At 46.0% G+C, this 23,053-nt stretch carries 18 protein-coding genes; 11 read left to right on the top strand and 7 right to left on the bottom strand.

Annotated features, from left to right (window positions below):
- Positions 1 to 70: 70 nt before the first annotated feature.
- Positions 71 to 4,012, bottom strand: coding sequence for an HYR domain-containing protein (locus A3EU_RS0111615; RefSeq protein ID WP_020536337.1), 3,942 nt, complete (start codon positions 4,010 to 4,012; stop codon positions 71 to 73).
- Positions 4,013 to 4,411: 399 nt separating this feature from the next.
- On the bottom strand, positions 4,412 to 4,822 hold the full coding sequence (gene mscL / locus A3EU_RS0111605; protein WP_020536335.1) for a large-conductance mechanosensitive channel protein MscL: 411 nt from the start codon (positions 4,820 to 4,822) through the stop codon (positions 4,412 to 4,414).
- Between the two features lie 203 nt (positions 4,823 to 5,025).
- On the opposite strand from mscL, the gene proB reads away from it, so the two are divergent.
- The gene (gene proB, locus A3EU_RS0111600; RefSeq protein WP_020536334.1) at positions 5,026 to 6,102 is read left to right on the top strand and encodes a glutamate 5-kinase; all 1,077 of its coding nucleotides are present in this window, start codon (positions 5,026 to 5,028) and stop codon (positions 6,100 to 6,102) included.
- A gap of 12 nt (positions 6,103 to 6,114) precedes the next feature.
- Here the strand turns inward: proB and A3EU_RS0111595 are convergent, their stop codons facing one another.
- Positions 6,115 to 8,433, bottom strand: a complete 2,319-nt coding sequence (locus A3EU_RS0111595) for a CotH kinase family protein (RefSeq protein ID WP_020536333.1) — start codon at positions 8,431 to 8,433, stop codon at positions 6,115 to 6,117.
- 156 nt (positions 8,434 to 8,589) lie between these two features.
- Here A3EU_RS0111595 and A3EU_RS0111590 point away from each other — a divergent pair, with 156 nt between their 5' ends.
- Together A3EU_RS0111590 and A3EU_RS0111585 are read left to right on the top strand one after the other, a co-directional pair.
- The gene (locus A3EU_RS0111590; RefSeq protein WP_211213929.1) at positions 8,590 to 9,147 is read left to right on the top strand and encodes a 1-acyl-sn-glycerol-3-phosphate acyltransferase; all 558 of its coding nucleotides are present in this window, start codon (positions 8,590 to 8,592) and stop codon (positions 9,145 to 9,147) included.
- Between the two features lie 157 nt (positions 9,148 to 9,304).
- Positions 9,305 to 10,132, top strand: coding sequence for a T9SS type A sorting domain-containing protein (locus A3EU_RS0111585; protein WP_020536331.1), 828 nt, complete (start codon positions 9,305 to 9,307; stop codon positions 10,130 to 10,132).
- 323 nt (positions 10,133 to 10,455) lie between these two features.
- Here the strand turns inward: A3EU_RS0111585 and A3EU_RS30195 are convergent, their stop codons facing one another.
- Positions 10,456 to 11,727, bottom strand: coding sequence for an NRAMP family divalent metal transporter (locus A3EU_RS30195; RefSeq protein ID WP_020536330.1), 1,272 nt, complete (start codon positions 11,725 to 11,727; stop codon positions 10,456 to 10,458).
- Between the two features lie 258 nt (positions 11,728 to 11,985).
- The gene (locus A3EU_RS30190; RefSeq protein ID WP_020536329.1) at positions 11,986 to 12,747 is read right to left on the bottom strand and encodes a DUF429 domain-containing protein; all 762 of its coding nucleotides are present in this window, start codon (positions 12,745 to 12,747) and stop codon (positions 11,986 to 11,988) included.
- A 117-nt stretch (positions 12,748 to 12,864) separates the two neighbouring features.
- Here A3EU_RS30190 and A3EU_RS0111570 point away from each other — a divergent pair, with 117 nt between their 5' ends.
- On the top strand, positions 12,865 to 14,277 hold the full coding sequence (locus A3EU_RS0111570) for an RtcB family protein (RefSeq protein WP_020536328.1): 1,413 nt from the start codon (positions 12,865 to 12,867) through the stop codon (positions 14,275 to 14,277).
- A gap of 34 nt (positions 14,278 to 14,311) precedes the next feature.
- Here A3EU_RS0111570 and A3EU_RS30185 read toward each other — a convergent pair whose 3' ends face one another.
- Positions 14,312 to 15,094, bottom strand: coding sequence for a hypothetical protein (locus A3EU_RS30185; protein ID WP_020536327.1), 783 nt, complete (start codon positions 15,092 to 15,094; stop codon positions 14,312 to 14,314).
- A gap of 323 nt (positions 15,095 to 15,417) precedes the next feature.
- Between A3EU_RS30185 and A3EU_RS0111560 the strand changes: the two genes are divergently transcribed.
- The 5 genes from A3EU_RS0111560 to A3EU_RS34235 all read left to right on the top strand — a co-directional run bounded on the left by A3EU_RS0111560 (position 15,418) and on the right by A3EU_RS34235 (position 19,082).
- Positions 15,418 to 16,437, top strand: a complete 1,020-nt coding sequence (locus A3EU_RS0111560) for a tetratricopeptide repeat protein (RefSeq protein WP_020536326.1) — start codon at positions 15,418 to 15,420, stop codon at positions 16,435 to 16,437.
- Positions 16,438 to 16,473: 36 nt separating this feature from the next.
- A complete protein-coding gene (locus A3EU_RS0111555) occupies positions 16,474 to 17,514 on the top strand; it encodes an alkane 1-monooxygenase (protein WP_020536325.1) in 1,041 nt (346 codons plus the stop codon).
- A gap of 136 nt (positions 17,515 to 17,650) precedes the next feature.
- Complete coding sequence (locus tag A3EU_RS33900; RefSeq protein WP_020536324.1) at positions 17,651 to 18,013, top strand: DUF4365 domain-containing protein; 363 nt, start codon at positions 17,651 to 17,653, stop codon at positions 18,011 to 18,013.
- Positions 18,000 to 18,665, top strand: a complete 666-nt coding sequence (locus A3EU_RS0111545) for a hypothetical protein (RefSeq protein ID WP_020536323.1) — start codon at positions 18,000 to 18,002, stop codon at positions 18,663 to 18,665. Before A3EU_RS33900 ends, A3EU_RS0111545 begins: the two co-directional genes overlap by 14 nt.
- Positions 18,666 to 18,914: 249 nt before the next feature.
- Entirely contained in the window at positions 18,915 to 19,082 is a 168-nt protein-coding gene (locus A3EU_RS34235) for a hypothetical protein (RefSeq protein WP_156825738.1), read from the top strand.
- A 164-nt stretch (positions 19,083 to 19,246) separates the two neighbouring features.
- Here A3EU_RS34235 and gndA read toward each other — a convergent pair whose 3' ends face one another.
- The gene (gene gndA / locus A3EU_RS0111540) at positions 19,247 to 20,653 is read right to left on the bottom strand and encodes an NADP-dependent phosphogluconate dehydrogenase (RefSeq protein ID WP_020536322.1); all 1,407 of its coding nucleotides are present in this window, start codon (positions 20,651 to 20,653) and stop codon (positions 19,247 to 19,249) included.
- A 213-nt stretch (positions 20,654 to 20,866) separates the two neighbouring features.
- On the opposite strand from gndA, the gene zwf reads away from it, so the two are divergent.
- Both zwf and A3EU_RS0111530 read left to right on the top strand, forming a co-directional pair.
- On the top strand, positions 20,867 to 22,375 hold the full coding sequence (gene zwf, locus A3EU_RS0111535) for a glucose-6-phosphate dehydrogenase (protein ID WP_020536321.1): 1,509 nt from the start codon (positions 20,867 to 20,869) through the stop codon (positions 22,373 to 22,375).
- Between the two features lie 80 nt (positions 22,376 to 22,455).
- Positions 22,456 to 22,950 carry a VOC family protein gene (locus A3EU_RS0111530; protein WP_020536320.1) on the top strand — a complete coding sequence of 165 codons (495 nt, stop codon included), beginning with the start codon at positions 22,456 to 22,458 and terminating at the stop codon, positions 22,948 to 22,950.
- The last annotated feature ends 103 nt before the right edge of the window (positions 22,951 to 23,053 follow it).

Genomic DNA, 23,053 nt, shown 5'->3' with positions numbered 1-23,053 from the left:
AAGCGCGGGCCAGCTTGCAACTTGGCAAACTGGCCCGCTAATTGGCAGAAGAGTATTATTCTTTATTTTTTTAATCCGTTAAAACCATTTTGCGAGTGGCCCGTTGATCACCCGCTTCGAGGGTGTAGTAAAATAAGCCGATTGCAGGAAGGTCACTTCTGCGAATACTGATTTCATGGTAGCCTTCTGAAAAGTATTCTGCTACTTCGTAAACCAGTTTGCCAGCCATATCGTAAACACTTAATCGCGCATCTCCACCAGGATCTAACTGGAAAGGAATAATGGTAGAATTATTCCATGGGTTAGGACGGTTCTGGAAAAGCTCAAAGTTGGAGCTTACTTCTGCAGCGCCGCTTTCGGTAAAGAAGGACAAGTTAATGTCTTCTGCTTCGCCTTCCTGGGTGTAAGCCTCAGCCTTGGTTACCCGTGAGCTGAGATAGAGCCATTCTTTGATGTTTCCTGCCTGCTTAGCAGTACAACGTAGCGTGAATAAAGTCGCTTCTTTGCTGTTTGCAGACTGGCCGTATTCGTTCCAAACGGTAGTGATTAAACCTGCGCGATCATCGTAAAAGTGGAAGTTTTCTTCCGGGTAAAGGTTGGGCAAGTCACCAGGGATGATCTCCAGTACTTCCAATGCACCTGGATCGTATTCTAGTGTGAACTGGTAGCCCATCCACTCGTTCATGTAGCGCGCCTTGAACGGGATATCTACCGTTTCATTGGCTTCGACAGAGGTAGCACCAATGGTGAGTTCCAGCGGGTTGCTGCTAGAGCGGTCATCTCCATCAGCCATCATGCTGTTCGGAATGGCAGAGCCATTGACGTCTCCCACTTTGATGGCCACAAAATCGGCGTGCATCTCCGGGCCAGATAAGTCATTGATGTTGTGCAGTTCCGGGAAGTAACCCATGAAAGGGTTCGTTGGGTCTGCAAAAACGTAGGCAGCATCAATAAAGCGCCAAGAGGTATTGTTATTTGGCAGCTCTGAACTGATATTCAAGATAAGCTTCCGGAGCTTAATAATATCCAGCGTAGAGATATGGCCAGAGCGATCTACATCAGCAGCAATCAATTTATAAGGAGTGTTCAAGGTGCTCGTGCCTAGAATATGCTTGCCAATGAGGATCAAATCAAAGGTTGTAACACCATTGAGAAGGTTCTCGTTGTTTTGAGCAATTACGCTGTAATCTTGGCCCAAAGACAGGTCTTCAAACATGAAGCTACCATCGATATGGGTATACATCATTGACGGATCATTTCCGGAAACCATGATCATCACGTTTTCTACTTCGTTGCCGTCTTCCGTTAAGACGCCTCCGGAAATCATGCCTTCACCGGTTTGGCCCACACAGTGGTTGTTGGGGTCTTGTACGCTTACGACCGTCAAACAAGTAGATACGTTATCTTGGCTATCAGAAGCCCAAAGGATAACTTCGGCAGCTTGACCTGCATCATAGCAATCAAAGTCTACACTCGTAGCAGTAGGTACGCCGTTCGTTCCGTCGCCAGGGCGAGAAATGGTGAATTTTAGTAAGCTGGTAGGGTCACAATTGTCGCTTACAGAGCCAACTAAGGCACTAGCGTCGATGCTTCCCATAACTCCGTCACCCATTGGCATGACGTTGGTTGTCAGGCCTACGATACAAGAAACGTTAGGCGCTTCGGTGTCTCCGACGGTTACCGTTGTCGTACAAGAAGCGTTGTTGAAACAATTATCATTGGCAATGAATTGCACGGTAGTTGTTCCTACAGGGTAATTACCGCTAGCGTCAGCACCATTGCTGTTGGCAAAAGGAGAGTTGTTTGTGAATGTAATCTGCGTAGAGCAATCGTCAGCAGTAGGCAGTCCCAAGGTTGCATAACCGGTGGTACAGTTACTACTTACGTTGACGGTCACTGATTCCGGACAGATAATAATTGGGTCTTCCTGATCGAATACTTTGATCTGTTGGGTATGTGTAAACTGGCCACCTCCGTTAGGGTCAGAAGGGTCAAAGTTACACCAGTCGATCACAGTCCAGGTGCGTAAAATCTTGAAACAAGCACCAGGAACGGTGTTGAAAACAGATGCGGTGCTATTTATCGCTACCGTTCCACATCCCGCCCAGTTAACGGTAGGGGTACGAGCGGCAAGCGGCAGGTCTTCATCGGCAGTGCTGGCTCCACATTCGTATAGCTCAACGTTGATTGGCCAAACAATGTCATCTTCTGTTAATGCTTCATTGTTGATAACATTAATCACCTGAGAACAGCTAGACTCGTGCTCGTAGTTGTCTGTAGCTGTCCAGGTTCTGGTAATGGTTCCTACACCACACTCGTTGAAACTGGTAACGAAAGTGCTATCAAGCGTAAAGCCACAATTATCTCGTACTACTGGGCTACCGTAGATGCCCAGGTTTTCTTGTTCGTCATAACAGTTGATCGTAAGTGGCTGCGGGCATTGCTCAAAAATAGGAGCAGTTCCATCTTGCAAAGTAACAATCGACTGACAGTCGGTGAAATGTCCCACAAGGTCGCCGCCACCGGTTTCGCGGGAAGGATCAACAGGGCCAGTGCCTGGGTCAGTTTCGTATACTCTCAGTGTTACGGAAATAGGACTGTTTGGAATGTCTTCACAACAGAAGATCACCCGATCATCAAACCATTCCTGGTAGCCAGGAAGGCTACTGTCGTCACCATTGGCGAGGTTACATCCAGCGCCGATATTTCTTTTTGCTTTTAGGAAAACAGGACCACAGTTGTCGGAGCTGCCTTCGTTGAAAGTAGAGGACAAAATAATGCCATAACCACTCGAAGCAATAGAGGCTACTATTTGGTCATCACAAGCAGCAACAGGGGCTACGTCATCCGTAACCGTAAGTTGTACTGTACAGGTACTCGTATTACCACACTCATCGAGACCTTGGTAAACAACAATATGTTCGCCAGGAGCAACCCCACTCACAGGACTGAAATCTGTAGCTCCGTAAGAAGAGGTAACAGAAAATGTGATATTGGCACCACAATTGTCGGTACCTGTAATTATAGGAAGTGCAATGGTGGCACTACAAACGCCTGGGTCACTGGTATAGGCCAGTTGGTTGGGAGTAGGGCAGTTGAGTATTGGGCCTTGGTCGTCACTTACTAGTATCGTTTGAACATCCTCACCAAAAAAGTCTGTACAGTTTTCAATTACCGTCCAGGTACGATTAATTTGGTACATGTAGTTATTACAAATAAACGTAGTGTCATCCGAAAAGCCTACGTCCAAACCACACATGTCACCGTGCATCAATACTGTACCATTGAGCATTGGTATTCCTGTAATCGCAGGATCTGCACTAGGATCGTCGCAAGGGAGTGTAACGTCGTCAGGGAAAGTTACATCCATAAAAGACGCCCGTGTGACGGTGATTTCCTGGGTGCAGCTGGCGGTTAGGCCACTGTGATCGGTAACTGTCCACTCGCGAAGAATAACAGCAGCAATATTCGACAGACAATCGCCAAAAGTGATGTTGTCTATCGAAGTTAATGCTAAGTTCATATCACAATTGTCGCCGATGGTTGGTTCGCCAATAACTTCCGGAGAAGTATTGTCAAGGCAGCTTACTGTTACATTGGTACAATTGGTAATGGTGGGTGCGCTATTGTCGACAACCCGTATGGAGCCTACGCAAAGCGTGCCCGTGGTTTGATCAGTGATGGTGACACTGAGCCGGCTTCCGACGAAAGCACTCGCAGAAAACTGAACAAAGTTGAAACCGTCGGTAATCAGGTTGTTGAGAGAATCCCTAACGGTGAGCCGCTTGTCACCAGGGCAGGAGTCTATGTCAGGTAACAACATCGAATTGGTGAGTGCTATCTGGCATTGATCGTCAATGACGACTTGTAGCGGTTGGTCGGGCGAGCCGACACAAGCCAGATCGCAATCTTGGGCATGAAGCATGCTGCTGCACCAGCTCAAGCAAAAAAGAAGGAATAGCCTGCCGTAGCGGCTCCAGGATACTTGTGGAAATGTAATACTGTGTTTCATCTTTCGTACAGTTTAGGGTTAGAGATCTCACTATGGGGTATACTTCTATTAGGTTGCTACTGAGCATTTCAGTGGCAACAATGCTATTCAGCTTTGCACCATAATTTGATTAACTAATCGCCCTGTTTGTGTTTTCGGGCATCTATTGTACTAAAAGAAAAAACCGTGCCAAAAAATAAATAAGAGTCATCCCGAATTTTGATTGTCATCAAAATCCGTGCTGACCAACCGTAAAACTTATAGTTAAAAACGAAACCCCATGATTTCTATTAGTGAAATCATGGGGTTTTGTACCAATAGTCAGATAAACCACTCTTTTCAGATGTTTAATGACCCTAAGTTAAAGTCAAGCTGGATTTTGGCCTGACTCATGTTTTCGTGAATGAATTGAAAATTCTACTACTTTTTAAGTAGATCGCGAATTTCTGCTAGCAAATCTTCTGTACTTGGGCCAGGATCGGGAGCTGGAGCGGCTTCCGGTTCTGGTTCCTGTGTGCTCTTGTAGGCTTTCAGTAACATAAAGATAGCGAATGCAATAATCAAGAAGTTGATAATGGTTTGGATAAAGGCTCCGTAACGGATTTGTACGGCTTCTTTAACCACCTCACCTGCGTCATTCATTTCTGCAGCTTGGAGGGTCATCGCTAAATCAGAGAAATCTACGCCGCCCAAGAGCATACCAATTGGAGGCATGATGATGTCATTAGTAAAGGAGGTTACGATTGTACCAAAGGCACCTGCAACAATTACTGCTACTGCCAATTCTAATACGTTTCCTCGAAGGATAAATGCTTTAAATTCTGACCACATTTTCGTTTTGTTTTGATGAAAAAAAGTTAGTTGTTTCTGTATTGAAACCTAAAAAAGATTTTTAGTAGAAAGTTGTACCCTTTAGACTTTTTCGGGAATTTCATTTGCGTCTGAAACTTAGACGATATTCATCAGGATAGTAACAATTTAAGAAGCTTCCTTAAATTTGCCAAATAAGTTTTGTCGATACTCAGCTAAATATTATGCTCAGGAAGAATTCTAAAATTATTGTCAAAGTAGGAACCAACGTTCTTACGCGGCCGGATGGCAGCTTGGATGTAACCAACATCAGCCACTTGGTAGATCAATTGGCGACGCTAAAGAAAGAAGGTCACCAATTGGTACTGGTCTCTTCAGGGGCGGTAGGTGCTGGGCGTGAGCTGTTGCCAGGGGCTGATGAGATGGACCCTGTAGTGCGCCGACAGATGCTTTCTTCCATTGGTCAGATTCGCTTGATGGAACTTTATCGGCAGTTGTTTGCAAGCCATCAGTTGCTTTGTGGACAGGTATTGGCAACCAAAGAAGATTTTCGCGATCGCCGGCACTATCTGAATATGCGAAATTGCCTGGAAGCCCTGCTGCACGACCGAGTGGTGCCTATCATGAATGAAAATGATGTCGTTTCCGTAACAGAATTGATGTTTACCGATAATGACGAACTCGCTAGCCTTGTCACTGCGATGCTGAACGCGGACACCTTGGTGATCCTCAGTAGTGTAGATGGCCTGCTTACCGCCGCTCCTGATGACCCGGCCGCCGAGTTGATCCCGAGTTTGAGTGCGACGGATGAGAGTGTTTGGTCTTACATCGCCCCCGTGAAGTCAAGTTTTGGGCGAGGAGGAATGGCCACTAAAGTAAGAATGGCTCAACACACGGCCCGTTTAGGAGCCGACGTGATCTTGGCCAACGGGCAGCGGCATAACAGTCTGGTAGAAGTATTGGCCGGCAACGGTCGTTGTACGCGTATTCCGGCGCAAGCCCAACCTTCTAATCTTAAAAAGTGGCTGGCTCAGCACCCTACCACTCAAGGCCGTATTCAGGTGAATGAGGGTGCCAAGGTAGTCTTGATAGATGCCACGAAAGTGAGTAGCCTACTGCCAGTAGGTATTGTCAGCATAGATGGTGGTTTTAAAAAAGGAGATCTGCTGAGTATTATTGGCCCCGATAGCGAGCTGGTAGGGATTGGCGTAGCACAGTACAACGCTGAAAAAGCAAAAGACCTGATGGGCAAGAAGGGCCAAAAGCCGCTGGTGCACTATGATTACCTGATGATTTATTAGCGTTTTCTTAGACTAAAATACACCTCTATTGCGCAAATACAGCAAGAGCAAGCACAGTACAAATACTCCTGCAGCCAGGCCTATTTGCATCCATTGCGATTGCGCCAGGCGTACATTGGTTTCGATGAGGTAGGGGTTGGCTCGATTGGGAGAGCCAAGGCCAGTACGCAATTCCCAATTCTCCACATCAGCATTGTCTAGGTCAGGAAGGAGTAAATTGAGGGTGAAGGCAGAATCAAGTGGGGGTAAGGTGTAAGCAAAACTATCTACAGCAGCTCCGCCTTCGGCATAAAGCCCGAGTACTTCTTTGCGCTTGTTTAATCCAAACCCGAGCCCTCCGATAACATTATAAGCTTCGGGGAAGGTTTCCCGGAATTTGGTGGCGTCCTTGCATACGACGAGGTAGTCGTTAGGCAATAAATCTACTGCGGGAAAAACAAATTCATTGCGCTGATCCGTGAGTACCCATCCTTTGAGGGGCACCGTTTGCGCTGAATGGTTGTAAATTTCTATCCAGTCATCTGTTTCCTTGCTTTTTGGGCAAATTTCATTGATCATCACCTGATCCTGAAGCGGGTGCTCATAAGGTTCAAAACGTGCTCGGAAGTTATATCTTCGATCCCTCTTTAAGTCTATATCGAGTTCTCGACCTGCGGTTTTATCGTGTTCCCAACCGACGAATCGGTGCCCGTAAGCCGGGATTGCTCTGAGGTGAATGGGGTGATTGGCAAAGTAGGACCCCCTGAAGTTATTTACTTCAAGGTAATCGTTCAGTAAAACCTTTCCGCCTTCATTACAGCTTATGCGAACGTCTCGTACGGGCCCCACGCCAAGGACATCCATCAGCTCGTCTCGGATATATTCAGGTCTTTTTGCAGCAAAATCCCTCATGATGGAGACTTGGCTTTCCCATGTTTTTTCGCTTAATCGCCAGCGTTTCAAGTGCCTTGGGATTTCTTGCCGATAGAGGAAATAGAAGGAATCAAGCAGCGCTGTTGCCTGTTGTGCGCTAAAACTTGAATTTAGATGATCAGCAAAGCGATTGACAAACCGGTGTTGGAAGCCTTCATTTTGGAGTAGTTTTCTCAACAGGTAAGTACTCCAGGGCGGATTGGGCCAGTGCGGGCCATTGGGGTTGGTATGAAACGTCAGACTATTGCTACGATAAGCCTTTTCATCGTGCAGGCCGTAGCCCCAGTCGGTATCGTAAAGAATCCACCGCCATCGGCCACCAGGGGTTGCGGGGCGCCAGTATTTGATATTGCCACCTGCGTCGCGGTTATCAAAATATATTTGAGCGATCTGGTGCTCCATGAAGTTATCCGTCTCCATGTAGGTCGCTACGTGGTCAAAATTGGCCTGTAAGTTTAAATCATAGCGCTCTAAAAAGTCGAGAAGCTCCTGGTAATGCCGACGCGAGCCTCGCTTACGTACCAAAAAATGCTCTAACAAGTCAATGCTGTCTCGATCAACACCATCACTATGGGTTTCAATGAAATAGCGGTTTACTTTTTCTCTAATGTTGTAAATTCCCCAATAAGTGCCATTGATATAAACGTGGCTCGGGCGAAAATCTTGGGTTTCTAAATCCCAGCCTTTGACGAGGCTTGTCATATAACCATCCCGAAAGTGGCTTTTCCCATAATCACTCCCGCTGTTGCGGAGAACGAGAAACTTGAAAGACTTTTTACCTTCCTCGCCAAAAATGGGCATCCGGAAACGCGATTCACCGTACTGCTTTCTGGCAATAACGGCTAATGACTTTTGAGGGAATAGCCGGCTCATGCCACCAAATAAGCGCATGCCGGAAAGGCTACTGTAAACGGAGCTGCCATCAGCTTCGAAAAATTCCAAATGAACGGCGTATTCTTTTCTTGTCCAAAAATTAGCACCAGGTTTATGCCACACCGAGTCTACAGCTTCCCCGCCCTGAACAAAAATACCCGTTTCGGGATTAAACAATACATAAGGAGGTAGAGCAATAGAAACAACAGGGAAGTTTGTTTTAGGCTCGTTAATGAAGTAGGTTTGTCCAACTGGCCGGCCAGCGTCGTCGTCGAGGTAGGCAACAACCCTCATGACAGCTGTTTCATCCAGAATGATGGGCTGAAAATAACGCTGCGAACGCTGGTTGGGCTTAGAGCCATCCAGCGTATAAAAAATATCGCTAGCCCCTGGCGCATGAACAGTGATGAGTTGCTGGTGTTGATAAAACCCACCAGCAGGTTCAAAATGTACCTCAATAGAATCAGCGGGTGAAGCAGCCGTTACAGACTGTGCACCAAGAGCACTTGCCAAAAGTAATAAGGAAATGATAATAGGGAAACGCAATTTTTTTCCTGCTTTTTAAAATTCCTACGGTAAAATAATAACGCTGGTTGATCTCTAAATGAGAATACAAAAAACGCAAATATTCTGAACTTAGCTATTTTACGAGCCAAGTACCAGTAAAGTTGTATTTTAGCCAGACATAAAATAATAGTAAAATTGGGTTTAGCAAAAACGCTTGCCAGCTTCTGGATGCGCCTCATGGGGATGAGGATTGAATATCCGTACCCTTTGCCTGCGAAATGTGTGATAGCAGTAGTGCCGCATACTTCTAATTGGGATTTTCCAATTGGTATATGCGTACGCCCGATAATTGGTGAAAAAATCCACTTCGTGGCTAAAGATTCTCTTTTTCGCGGACCTTTCGAAAAATTTTTTCGTTGGATGGGAGGAGTACCGGTAGATAGGAGTAAGAATAATAATTTTGTACAGGCAGTAGCCGATGTTTTTGAAAAACGAGATCGGTTTCGTCTCACTGTCGCCCCTGAGGGAACGCGCGCTAAAGTTGATCAATTAAAATCAGGCTTCTACTATATTGCACTCAGGGCCAAAGTACCTATAGTTCTTTGTGTTTTTGATTGGGGCAAAGGGGTGATTCGTTTTGATAAACCATTTATGCCAACAGGAGATAAAGAAGCCGATTTTAAGTATTTCTACGAATTCTATGGAGATGCCAAGGGTTTTCACCCCAAGAAAAGCTTTATACCAAAGAGCTAATCTTTAAACAATTTCCTTTTTTCTTCGTCTATGATAATGGCGTTACACAAAACAGTAACGCCTTTGCGACAATTGCCTTGGTTTAAAATATAGAACCATGATAATCATGTAAATTCGTTCCTTCTCTGAGTTATTCATTTTCAATCAAAATACAATTATGCGAGCTATCTACATGCTATTTTTTGTCCTCTCTTGTGGGATACTTTTTTTAGGGAATTCCAGTGGCCCGGGGGCAGTACAAGGACAAGACCGAACAGGAGGGCCATTAGCTGCTGGTTTTTGTGGCAACTGCCATGCGGTGGGCGCTTTTAATCCTACAATGACCTTAGAGTTATTGAAAGACGGAGCCGTCGTTACAGGCTATGAGGCCGGTGAGAATTACACCATGCGTGTCACCGTCAATGCTGACGAAGGTGCTCAGGTTTATGGCTTTCAAGCAGTAGCTCTAGTCGGTGCTGATAACGAACAAGGAGGTAGCTTTACACCGGTTGCAGGCACCCAGGTAACAACGCTAAATGACCGTGATTATATCGAGCATTCAGAACGTAGTGAAAGTAATGTTTTCGAAATTCCATGGACAGCACCTGTCGCCAGCGCTGGTGAAGTGAAATTCTACGCAGCTTCAGTGGCAGCGAATAATGCCAGCGGTAGCGGTGGTGATGGAGCGGTCTTCTTAACTTCTCCTACCGTGTTAAACGACTTAACCGTAAATACCCGCGAATTGCCCGCCCTGGCTACTCGCCTAAATGCTTTCCCTAACCCTGTTGTTGATCAATTGAACCTACAGGTAGAAGTGGAAGCAACGAGTGATGCAATGGTTCGCATTTACAGTATGCTTGGCCAGCCTGTTCATCAGGAAAATACAGTCTTGGTACCTGGAACAAACAACTTGTCTTTCGACCTGAGCAATCTAGCCGCCGGGCAATACACAGTGGAAATCAGCAATAACAATGCTGCTTCCCGTACTATGGTGTTTAAGAAGTAAAACATGAGTCATCCCGAATTTTGATTGTCATCAAAATCCGTGCTGACCAATGGCAAAACCTATCATTAAAGACGAAGCCCCATGATTTTACTAATAGAAATCATGGGGTTTTCTATAAATAGTCGGATAAATTACTCTTTTTAGCTATTTACGAACTCTTTCTAAGTTAAAGTCAGGCTGGATTTTGGCTAAGGCCAAAATTCGGGATGACTTATGTTGAAATGTAATGAACCATATAAGGGATTGTAAGTCCATATAAGTCTCTTACTTATAATTACTTATATGATCTTATATGGTTCAATAACCGCCACCCTCTCCTGGATTTAGGTTATTCTACGGATTCGCATAAGCAGAGCCAGACAGGCTAGGCCCGTTACCGCAAAGTTGATCATAAAGCGGGTGTTGTCTGTGACTGTGCTTAGGTTAGCAAAAACCTTTGTCATCGCCGACCAAATATTGTGCAAACCCAGAAAGACAGTCACGCCTACGATAACTACCGTGAGGATATTGAGCCAGGCAGGATTGCGATAAACACCAGTGAGCACCTTGGGATCGTTGATTTTTAAGAGTAGAAAAACGGCGACCAGCGGTAAAATCAAACCATTCAATGCTTGAGCAGCAATGATCGCGGGCACGGGTTGCACATCCGTAAGTGCGAATAATAAGCCTGCCAGTAGAATGATGCCCCAGGTATAGCGAAAATAACGCCCTTGATAACCCCACTCCGGGCGGTTTTTACCCACCAGGCTCTGTCCAGCTATTGCTGCAGCTAGCGGAGCAGTGATTGCACTACTAAGCCCCGCTGTAAATAGACCAATGCCAAGTAAGAGGCCACCGCGACCCGCCAGTCGCCCATCAAGCGCAGAAGCCAGTTCAGGGAAGCCAAAAGCTCCTTTTACCAATGTGCCGCTCAGTAAAATAGCCAGCGTTATTCCGCCTCCAATCACGATAGCCAGAAGCAAACCGGTTCGCATTTCTTTTAAATCCTGCCCTTTACTGAGGCCCGAAGCCAGGAATAAATTATAGGGAACAATCGTAGTACCTATCAAGCCTACTACCAGCAGCGCAGAGCCTTCCTCTACCTTGGGAACCAGCCCCGCCAGCCACTCTTGCGGGAGCGTTTCCGCCCCAAAAGCGACCCAAACAAAGACAATCCCCATCAACGCAACAATCAATGCCAAGCTGCGGGTTATTATTTTTGTACTACCCGACCACAGCAGCCCTCCAGCAATTACCCCTAGTAACAGCAGCCACCATTTGCTCACATCTCCCAAAAGCTGTAACCCAGCCAGCGCCCCTAGCAGATTTCCAGCTTGGTAAGCACCACAACCCAAAGCCACAGCAGCAAAAAGGAAAGTATTCCACTTGTGGTTTTCAGCACCAATTATTTCACCCAGCGGCCGACCGGCACCCAAGGTCAAGCGGGCCGCCGCTTCCTGTAGTACGATGGTTGCCAGAATAGAAAACACTAAGGCCCATAACAAGCCCAAGCCGTAGCCATGTCCCACCCGGGCAGCCGTAGTAACCGTACCCGGCCCAATAAAAGCAGCCGCAATAATTGACCATAAAAGTAGGGAGCGGAAATTTTTAGACATAGACGTTGTTAACTGATGTGTGGATTGATTCCCCCAAGATAAAAACCTTATAGGGTCGGCGAAGAATAAGTTTCCCATTTCAGGCTAGCGATTTTGGTGCAGAGCACCGTCTTATCTATAGCAAATGATATTGTCTGATGAAAAAGGTGCAGCGCACCGCGCTATATTTCCCAACCTTTAATAAAACCATTGAAGGCAGGCAATCCAGCTGAATATAGTACGGTGCGCCGCACCTCGCCCAAAAAAACTAAACGATTGCTATAGAGACAAGCGGTACGCTGTACCTTTCACGGCTACAATCTGCATCCTCAGCCCCGTCTCGTCGTATTCGGCCTCTGTTGGGAAGTAAATTATTTGAGCAAGTTGGTGATTAGCAAGAAAAGCAGCTACTGCCAACCCTAGCGCATCGATAATATCATCAGGCAAGACCTCCTTGCGAGGATACTGATTGCGGACGGTCACATACCAATCTTTAATTTTTGGAAAATAAGGTTCAAGTAAGCTTAGGCGTTGAGCTTCTCCTTCGCGGGTCTTTTTTTTGTGAACCAGTGGCTGCTCCTGATTTAAAGCGGCAAAGACAACTTCAGGGTGAGCTTCATGCCAACGTTGTTGTTCATGTTGAGCTTGTGCTTGCAGAAATTCGTCTAAGGCCCGCATCTTCGGGACAATATTGAGCGATTGTTGTGAAAGCTTTTTGCCTGTATGGTGAAAGTTGAGCTCGCTAGCCGTTGCTTTATCGGCATAAACTGCGGCTCGGCAAGGNGGGGNGAAAACACTACTATGCCGCAAAGGGCTAAGGTAGCGACGAGCAGCCTGATCACAAGCCCGCCCAGCTACTCCAGTAGTGACAAAACCAATTGGCATATCAATAAAAACAGGCACCTCTGACGTTTGCGAAGCTACCTCTTCCAGTCCTTTACACAAGGTCATTGCTGCCGCTTCTCCATCAAAGAGAATGCGCAACCAGCCAGCTCTACAGCCATCGACACCAATACCCGGTTGTGCGATTTGTTGTTTCATAATTAGCGTGAGGCGCAGCTAGTGTTATTACTAAGCGATGAGTATATAAATGAATACAAGGGGAACTTGTTTAGCCCTGAGGCTGTATCTTAGGTCGAATTATTATTTGGGAATTTTATGGCAAAGCTAAAGTTACGCGGTAAAGAACTGCGCAAGATTGGATACGAAGAAGGAAAGATCATTGGTCTGGCCATCAACGTAGTATACGAGCACTTTCGTCGAGAACCGCACGAATGGGCCCTCAAAATGTTGGAGCAGGTACGGCTACGCCCGGAAGCTTTCCGCGAAGTAGAAGGTTGGGAACGGATCGCCAAGGAACTCTTGGGTGAACAGGAAATTACTGCCCAAGGCGGGCAGTATAAGCTGGAGCAGAAAGCCCAGGACTTTCCGATGTTTGGCGAAGAGCAAATCGAAATTGGGGCCAAAGATCAGATGTTTACCGCTATGCGCTTGCCTGTGACAGTACAAGGAGCCCTGATGCCGGATGCTCACCAAGGTTACGGTCTTCCGATTGGCGGGGTGCTGGCAACAGAAAACAGCGTGATCCCTTATGGCGTAGGGGTGGATATTGGTTGCCGTATGTGTCTGAGCCTTTATGATATTCCGACGCAGCGGCTGATTGGAGAGAAAGACAAGTTCAAAAACATGCTGGGAGAACACTCTCGTTTTGGTTTTGAATCCTTTGAACGACCAATGGATGACCCGATCTTCAGCCGCGATGAGTTCAAGTACGTAAAGATTGCTCGCGAAAACAGAGACAAGGCTTATAAGCAAATCGGTTCTTCTGGCGGTGGAAACCACTTCGTAGAATTCGGAATCGCTCGCTTGACGGACGAAAACAATGAGTTTGGCTTGCCACTTGGCGAATACCTGGCCGTACTGTCTCACTCTGGTTCTCGTGGAATGGGGGCAAAAATTGCACAGCACTACACCAAGATCGCGATGCAAAAATGCCGTCTGCCGAAAGAAGCTCGTCACTTGGCTTGGTTGACGCTCGACTCGGAAGCAGGGCACGAATATTGGGCAGCAATGAACCTCGCCGGCGATTATGCTTCGGCTTGTCACGATCATATACACCGCCGTTTGTCGAAAGCCCTTGGCGAAAAACCGCTGGCTCGGATTGAGAACCACCATAACTTTGCGTGGAAGGAAAAACTAGCCAATGGCAAGGAAGTGATTGTTCATCGCAAAGGTGCTACCCCCGCAGGGAAAGGTGTGTTAGGTATCATTCCGGGTTCTATGACGGCTCCAGGCTTTATCGTTCGCGGAAAAGGTAACTTTCAATCGCTGCAATCTGCATCACACGGAGCAGGACGGTTGATGTCTCGCTCTCAGGCAAAGCGTAGCCTTACGGGCAGCGAGGTCAAAAAGTACCTCGCACAACAAGGCGTCACCCTCATCGGCGGCGGCTTGGATGAAGCACCGATGGCCTACAAGGATATCCACACCGTCATGGCTAACCAGCGTGATTTGGTGGATGTTTTAGGAGAGTTTTACCCAAAAATTGTCCGTATGGCTGGCGACTCGTAGAGGTATTGTACTGCAATGTCTCTACGAGACTGTTTTAAAAATAAAAATCATCCTCCCTGTCCGGTACAGCAACTGCTGTTTCCCCCGGCATAAAGCCATGCAAATCGGGCAAAGGCTTGATCACATGCCTAAAGGAAAAGGTATTGGTCGTTTCCTTTTCGGTATCACAGTCTTCGTGAACTTCTTCGACAGCTACCTTGCTGGTTGATAAATTGTAATCGTAGGTTTTCCAATATTCACAGGGTGTACCATACAAAATCGTTGCTCCAATAAGCTCCCAGCGGGCATTTTGGTAACGAAACCGATGCGTGTATCTCCATTTGTATCTGCTACCACCAAAATGGTGGACTACAATGCTTCCACGATCAACTTCTATACCCTCAAAAGGGTCACCCATCATGCCGCCAGCTTCACTGTCTAAAATACCTCCTCGGAATTCTTCCCACTGCTTCCATTGCCCATTTTCCAGACGGTAAATTAGGATTCTACGCGAAATACCAAAATCGCCAGCAGATTGCAGGTCATCTACAACAAGTACCAACTCAGCTTGGCCATCTTTGTTGAGGTCTCCTTGCGCCTCAGCGACTTTGCTAAACGTAGCAGGCAAAACAACGGTGTCCGGTTCCATTTTAGGAGCTGGTGATTTTTCTTTAGGAGGTGATTCTTCCTCGGGTATAGGAGTGGTGTTTGCCTGTTCTTGTTCTGTTTGCTGTTCTGGTGGTGCCGCCGATTCTGTTGTTGGAGAGGAGCAGCCTACGATTGCTATAGAGAGAACGAAGAGAGTTGATTTCAGTAGCGGGTGATGAAAAAGATTCATGAAGCAGTATTTTAATAAGGTTGAAAGAATAAAACACTTACCCAAAAAAAGCAGGCGCTCACACAATGGTAGAGACACTTTGTCTATTAATACACACAAAAGAAAGTTTTATTGCTTGCTTTGCCAAGGAAAAAGAGCCTGTTAGGGGTTTATTTTTGGAGTGAACGTAGGCAAGTTACGTGCTGGACGAGGCCCGATGAGGGAGCATAGCCAAAGCTACGCGACCGAAGAAGAACGACGTAGAGTGCGTAATTTGACAAGAGCAGCCCGAAATTTAAATCCCAAACAGGCTCTAAACAAGCATTAAGCTGTAAATTTGTGGTATGAAGAAGATAACATTCCTACTGTACACGACGACTATTCTTACGGCAATATTTTTAATATCAGCCTGTGGTAACGATGCCCCTACTGACCAAAACACAGATGGAGTAGTGCTTTCTGGCGATGATGAAATCGATCAAGTAAGCCAGCGCCTGTCTCAAGATCCCAATAATGCAGAGCTCTACGCATTACGGGCAGAGATTTTTTATGAAAAGAACAGCTATGATCAAGCGATTGCAGATATGACCGCAGCGCTTTCATTGGATTCTGTAAATATTGATTATCACCATTTATTGACGGACATCTACCTGGATTACTTCCGTTCACGACTGGCGCTGCAAACAATGGAACGAGCTGTAGCCATTGCACCCGAAGATATTAGCTCTTGGCTAAAGCTCAGTGAAATTCAGCTTTTCCTGAAAATGAATCAAGCCTCACTGGCATCTATAGATAAGGCCTTGCGGATTGACCCGCAAAATGCCCTGGCTTTTTTCTTTATGGGAAAAAACTTTGAAGAACTAGGCGATATCAACCGAGCGATTAATGCCTTCCAGGAGTCATCCGAAATTGATCCCGAAATGCTAGATACCTGGATCAAACTGGGGCAGTTGCACGCCAGTATTGACGGCAATCTGGCAGAAACTTTTTATGACAATGCCATTGAAGTAGACAGCAGTAGTACGATTGCCCTAAGCGCCAAAGCGGAATACCTTTGGGACCAGGATAATCCAGAAGGAGCCCTGGAGTTGTATAAAACAGCCATCCGAAAAGCGCCCATGGACGAGAAAAGCTACTACAATGCCGGCCTTGTACTACTCGAATTGGATGCTATGGAGGAGGCGTATGACCATTTTACGATGGCTATTGAAAACGCACCGCTTTATGCAGCGGCCTATTACTATCGGGGCTATGCCGCAGAAGCTTTGGGCAACAATGAGCAGGCTGTTCAAGATTACGAGCACACCATTCGCTTGGCACCTGAATATGTGCAGGCAAGAGAAGGCTTGAACCGGTTGAAATAAAGATTTTCCTTATCTTGGTAATGAAAATCTATTACCATGAAGAGTATTAAATATCTCACGGCTTACATCATTCCTGTCCTCTGCATTTTTGGTTTGCTTCAGGGTGGGACAGCTGCTTATGCGACGGTTGTTTTCTCCTTTGGTTTGATTCCTTTATTGGAACAGTTTCTTCCTCAGGATACCTCTAATTTACCGGAAGAGGAGCGTAATGATCGCCTGGCTAGAAAGGTTTTTGATTGGTTGTTATACCTCAATGTTCCGCTTGTTTTTGGGATCATTTGCCTTTTTATTTACCAGTTGAATACGCAAGATTACACAACCAGCGAACTGACGGGGCATGTACTTTCCGTAGGAATAGTGCTGGGCGTTTGTGGCATCAATGTCGCGCACGAATTGGGGCACCGAAGTAATAAAGTGGAGCAAGCCTTGGCGAAAATATTACTGCTACCCACCCTGTATCAACACTTCTTCATTGAGCATAATCGTGGCCACCACAAACACGTCGCCACACCACTTGACCCGGCTACAGCCCGCAAAGGAGAAATAGTGTATACCTTTTGGTTGCGCTCCCTGTGGGGCTCTTATCGCAGTGCCTGGCGTTTGGAACGAGATCGCTTGCAGCGCAGTAAGCTCCCCTTTTGGAGTTTCCAAAACGAGATGGTTCGCTTTAGCATCCAGCAATTTATCTATGTAGCCTTGGTTTTCGCACTTACGCCTTCTTGGCAAATGGGATTAGCTGTATTGATCGCTGGTTTGATAGGTGTATTGCTTTTAGAGTCCATCAATTATGTAGAGCACTACGGCCTCCAGCGCCGCCTCTTAGACAATGGCCGCTACGAGCGTGTACAACCTCGCCACTCGTGGAATGCGAACTACCACCTGGGAAGAATCATGCTCTACGAGCTCACTCGCCATTCTGATCACCACTACCTGGCCAACAAAAAATATCAGATCCTTGATCATCACGAACAGGCACCTGTATTACCTTTGGGCTACCCAGCTTCTATCTTGATGGCGCTGGTGCCGCCACTTTGGTTGGTGGTAATGGATAGGAAATTGGAAGAGGTGGGGGGGTAAGAGTTGGGTGGATGTATGCCGAAAGCATGGTTATGCCAAAGGTGTAAGAGGTTTTATTGGGTGTGCTTAAGTATGGCTATGATAAAGTCGAAAGTTGGAATTTGTAAATTGTGAGCTGGGTTAAAAAGAAGAAGAAATGGAAGACTCATTCCCGAAATATAATAAATCAAGATTAAAAGGAGAGCTTGGACTTTCAATAGTTAAAACAGCTGTTGAAGAAAAATTTGGATGGATATTCCGTAGGAATTACCAAGAGTTTGATTTTGGGATTGACGGTTATATTGACTTAATTACAAATCATGGGTTGGTAACTGGAAAATCAATAGCAATTCAGGTTAAATGTGGCGATAGTTTTTTCAAAGAATCAAACGAAATTGGTTGGGTTTATAGAGGAGAAAAAAAGCATTTGAATTATTTGATGAATGTTGAAATACCTACTCTAATTTGTTTAGTCAACCCCGGTACGAAAAAAAATTTATTGGACATTGTTTCAATTTGAAGAAACAAGTCAAGCGGGGAATAATTGGACAATAATAGTTCCGTTTAATCAAGAATTAAATAAAAGTGTTAAGGGGGAATTATCTTCGTTAACAGGAATGGTAACAGATTACGTTTCCCAGTTTGAAAACTACTGGAAGGTAAATAAACAATTAGAAGAATGTGGTCTCTTAATGTTTGTGATTGGTAGAGATGATGTAGAAAGTTATACGATAATACCGTTCATTGATGTATTCAAGAGGTTAGAGGCTAATAAGAAGTTGATTTTGGCAATGCGGAATAAGGTTAATATAATGATTTATGGATATGATGATGATGAAAGAGAGCTATATCAAATTCCTGAAGTAAGAAAATGGATGACAACAGTTCTCGAGAATATTGATAGTTGGGGTTTTTTCCTGAATATGGACCATAATTTAAGTGGTATAAATATTCTTCATCTTTGTACTAGAGATTATAAAATATTGGGAAGAAAAGGAGATCAATTTAAAGTGGATTTTTCGCCCAAAGAATTCAAGAAAAGTCTGGATATACTTTTCGATGGATTGAATAAATTTTGTATGAGGCACGGAATAAGCCAAAAGATAAATGAAGAACAATCACAAAAGATAGCAGAATGTTTGTTACAAGAGAAAATAGAACTAAAAAAATAAAAACTACCAGCCCCCCTGTTCAGCGCAGCGTTGCTTGGTTTTGAATTCAACCGAAAGAGTTACCTGAAAAAGCCAGATTAAGGCGCAAATCTTGGGTTACAAATGTGTCCTGCTGGAGGGACCGATTCCTCGAATCGAGGGAGGAAATATGCTTGTGGCGAAGGACAACCCTCCTCCGTCTTGCGGACACTTCCTCGAAAGGAGGAGAAGGGTTTTACTTAGTTTTTTTTGGCAAATTCTGACGGCATTTTGAACCAATCAACCCTGCGTTCAGCACTCCCATTCAGCGCGAAAGGCAACGCCTGTAGCTCGGCGGACGGAGGAGCAGGCCAAGGGATGGGCCGGAGCGCCAGCGACAGACAGCCTGGTGCCGCAGCGGTGTTTGCGCAGCAACGCCACTGCCGGTATGGCCCATAAAATACCTGTTCAAAAAAGGATTTTATAATATTCTAAAGTTCGGCGTTGGTTGTACCTACGTCGCTGCCTCGCGTTCTCTTTTTCAAAAGCGTAAGTACAAAGTCGTAAATATTTGCGGAGCCAACTCTTACACCCTTACACTCATCCAACCCTTACACCAAAACTTATTTCCCCCACTCCGTATGATACGTCTCCCCGTCGCCACTTAGTCGTTCGTAGGTGTGTGCGCCAAAGTAATCACGCTGAGCCTGTACGAGGTTGAGTGGCAAACGAGGTGCCCGCAAAGATTCAAAATAGTGTAAAGCACTGCTGAGAGCGAGCAGAGGGATGCCATTTTGGGTAGCTGTTTCCACCACCGCGCGTACGGATGATAACAGTGTTTTGAGACGACCACGGAATACCGACGAAGCAATAAGATTTTCCAGATCTGGCCGAGCGGCATAGGCCTGACGAATATCTTCCAGTATCTCGGCCCGGATGATGCACCCGCCCCGCCATATTTTTGCCGTTTCTGAGAGGTTCAACTCCAGGTTCATCTCTTTGCTGGCAACTGCCAAAAGGTGAAGCCCCTGAGCGTAGGTAAGGATGAAGCTAAAGAGCAAGGCGTGCTCTAGCTGAATGGCAAAAGTGGTTTTGTTTTCGATACTTTCGGTAGGAAAAGAGCCATATTTTTGTCCGGCTTCTTGGCGGAATTCCAAGAAGGAAGAAAGTCCGCGCATGGTAACGGCCGCATCAATGGTAGGCACAGGCACGCCAAGGTCCATCGCCGATTGAGAAGTCCATTTGCCAGTGCCTTTTTGCTTGGCTCTGTCAAGGATGGCATCAATCAGGTGACCTTCTGCTTTGTCATCCTTTTGTCCGAAAATGGTGGCGGTAATTTCGATCAGAAAAGATTGCAAAGGCCCTTGGTTCCATTGCGTAAAGGTCTCGTGGATTTCCTCGTTGGAGAAGCCGCCGATCCGCCGCATGAGGTCGTAGGTTTCAGCGATAAGCTGCATCATGCCGTATTCAATACCATTATGTACCATTTTTACATAGTGTCCGGCTGCGCCTTTGCCCATGTAGGCAACACAAGGTTCGCGATCTACTTTGGCAGAAACAGCCTCCAGTATCCGTTGAACATCCTCCCAGGCAGAAAAATCGCCGCCGGGCATAATACTCGGCCCACGTCGGGCACCTTCTTCGCCGCCAGAAACACCTACACCCAGGAATCTTATTCCTTTAGCATTGAGGCTTTCGGCACGGCGTGTTGTATCGTTGTAATGAGAATTACCACCGTCAATAATCAGGTCACCCTGGTCTAGGTGTGGTAGGAGGCCTTCAATAACTTTATCTACGATTTTGCCCGCAGGTACCAGCAGCATGATGCGGCGTGGTGATTTGAGCATTTGCAAAAATTCCGCTTGATCGGTGGTGGCTTTCATTTTGCGGTGCCCGGCTTCTTCATTGAGTGATGCTGCTTTTTCAGGATCCAGGTCTAAGCCCGCAGCCGAGAAGCCTTTGTCTGCAACGTTCAATAAAAAATTACGGCCCATTGTGCCCAGACCAATCATTCCGAAATCGTATTGCATGGATGTTATTATTAGGCTTGCACCAACTTTTGTTTAGTTGAGCGGTTTGAAAAAGAGTACACTTTGCACCTAAACTGTACTTTTGGCAAAAGTAAGAGAATAAATTAGCGATTGTCGCTAACCCAACTGAAAAACGATCCTTGGGCCCAACAAGTTTAGGTGAACTTCGAGGAAAATGTCCATTTTTACAATCATCCTTAATCATCGTCTCGTATGACTCCTCATATCTTCGTTATTTTTGGTGCTTCTGGCGACCTTACCGCCAGAAAATTGATTCCTGCCTTTTATCACCTTTATGAAGGAGGGTATTTACCAGAAAATTTTGCACTCCTGGGGGTTAGCCGGACGGAGTTGTCGGATGAAGATTTTCGCGAGAAAGTCGTTTATAAAAGTACTTACCTTTCCGAAAATTTACCACAAAAAAAGAAGGATACTTTCGCTAAAATGCTTTTTTATCAGCCCATTGATACTTCTAGTGAAGCTGATTATGGCAAGGTCAAAGAGCGGCTGACGGAACTGGATAAGACCCTTGGTACAAAAGGGGATTATATCTTTTACCTCTCTACGCCGCCTAAGTTGTACAAAACGATTCCGGCCTACCTTGCTACTCATGGCTTGAATAAAGCGAAAGGCCATTTTCGCCGGCTGGTGATTGAAAAGCCGTTTGGCTATGATGCGGAATCAGCTAGCGAGCTGAACAACCATCTCTTACAGTTTTTCAAAGAAGAAGAGATTTATAGGATCGACCATTACCTCGGTAAAGAAACCGTACAAAACCTACTGGTGACGCGGTTCGCCAACGGCATTTTTGAACCACTTTGGAACCGAAACTATATTGAGCACGTACAAATCACCTCTGCAGAACCAATGGGCGTAGGGAGCCGTGGTGGTTACTATGATGATTCGGGGGCCTTGCGAGATATGATTCAGAATCACCTTTTGCAGATCGTTGCACATATTGCTATGGAGCCGCCTGTTTCGGCTGCAGCCCATGCTATTCGTAGCGAAAAGTTAAAATTGTTCCAATCGTTGCGCCCGATTGCTCCGGAGGAAGTGGAGCAATATGTGGTGCGTGGTCAGTACACCGCATCAGAAATTGCGGGCGATACTGCTGTAGGCTACCGCGAAGAAGAAGGTGTTCCCGATGATTCGAGAACGGAGACCTTTGTGGCCATGAAGTTTTTTATTGACAATTGGCGCTGGGCTGATGTGCCGTTTTACGTGCGCACAGGCAAGCGCCTGCCCACTAAGGTTTCGGAGGTGGTGATTACCTTTAAACAATCACCGCAGCGCCTTTTTCGCAGTGAAGAAACCTTCAGTGATCCTTATAATCAGCTTATTATTCGTATTCAACCGCACGAAGGGCTGGCGCTTAAGTTTGGGATGAAAATCCCTGGGCAAGGGTTCCGTGTAAAGGATGTCAATATGGATTTTCATTACGCAGACCTTACGGATGCTGATGTACCGGAAGCTTACGAGCGCCTCATCCTGGATTGCATTCGCGGTGATGCTACCCTCTATTCCTTGGGCGAAAGCGTAGAGGCTGCCTGGGCTTTTGTAGACCCCATTCTAAATGCTTGGGAGGCCAATGAAAGTAAGCTCTTTGGCTATCCCGCCGGGACTTGGGGCCCTAAAGAAGCAGATAGCCTCTTCGATAATGGGACACGCTGGCGTAACCCTTGCAAGAACCTGACGGATATGGGTGATTTTTGTGAGCTCTAAAAAGGTGTTCGGCTATTTGAAAATCTAAGAGACTTTGAAGTTAATTGAGTTTTCCATTCCTTTTGCGCAATACATAAACTATGTCAAAACCAGAATATCAGATTCCTGCGGGTGCCCGGATAGGGCACGTACACTTGAAGGTGGCAGATTTGCAGCGAGCGCTGGATTTTTACTGTGGCCTATTGGGCTTTGAGGTAATGGCTACTTATGGCGAAGATGCTGCCTTTATTTCAGCGGGTGGTTATCATCATCATATAGGCTTGAATACCTGGTTTAGCAAAGGAGCACCACGATCAGATCGCCGTGCAGTTGGTCTCTTTCATACCGCATTGGTCTATCCTACACGAGAAGACCTGTCTGCTATTGTGAAGCGACTGATTAGCGCTGATTATCCCCTTACAGGAGCTTCTGATCATGGTGTTTCAGAGGCTATTTATCTGGACGACCCCGACGGAAATGGCGTAGAGCTGTATTGGGATCGCCCGCGCGAAGAATGGCCAATGAACAAGGATGGAAGCCTCCATATGTATACTCGGGTTTTGGATGTAGACGGACTTTTAGCGTTAACGGCTTAACGTTTGTGTTACATCAATGGTAAAACCAACCACAGCAACCCGAAAATAGTCGTTATTGATGCATTTGATAATTTCCAGCGTTGAAATCAAGTGGAATCAAGCC

Source organism: Lewinella cohaerens DSM 23179 (genome assembly GCF_000379805.1).
GTDB lineage: Bacteria > Bacteroidota > Bacteroidia > Chitinophagales > Saprospiraceae > Lewinella > Lewinella cohaerens.
The sequence above is the reverse complement of the archived record's forward strand: the minus strand, read 5'-3'. Positions and strand labels throughout refer to the sequence as shown.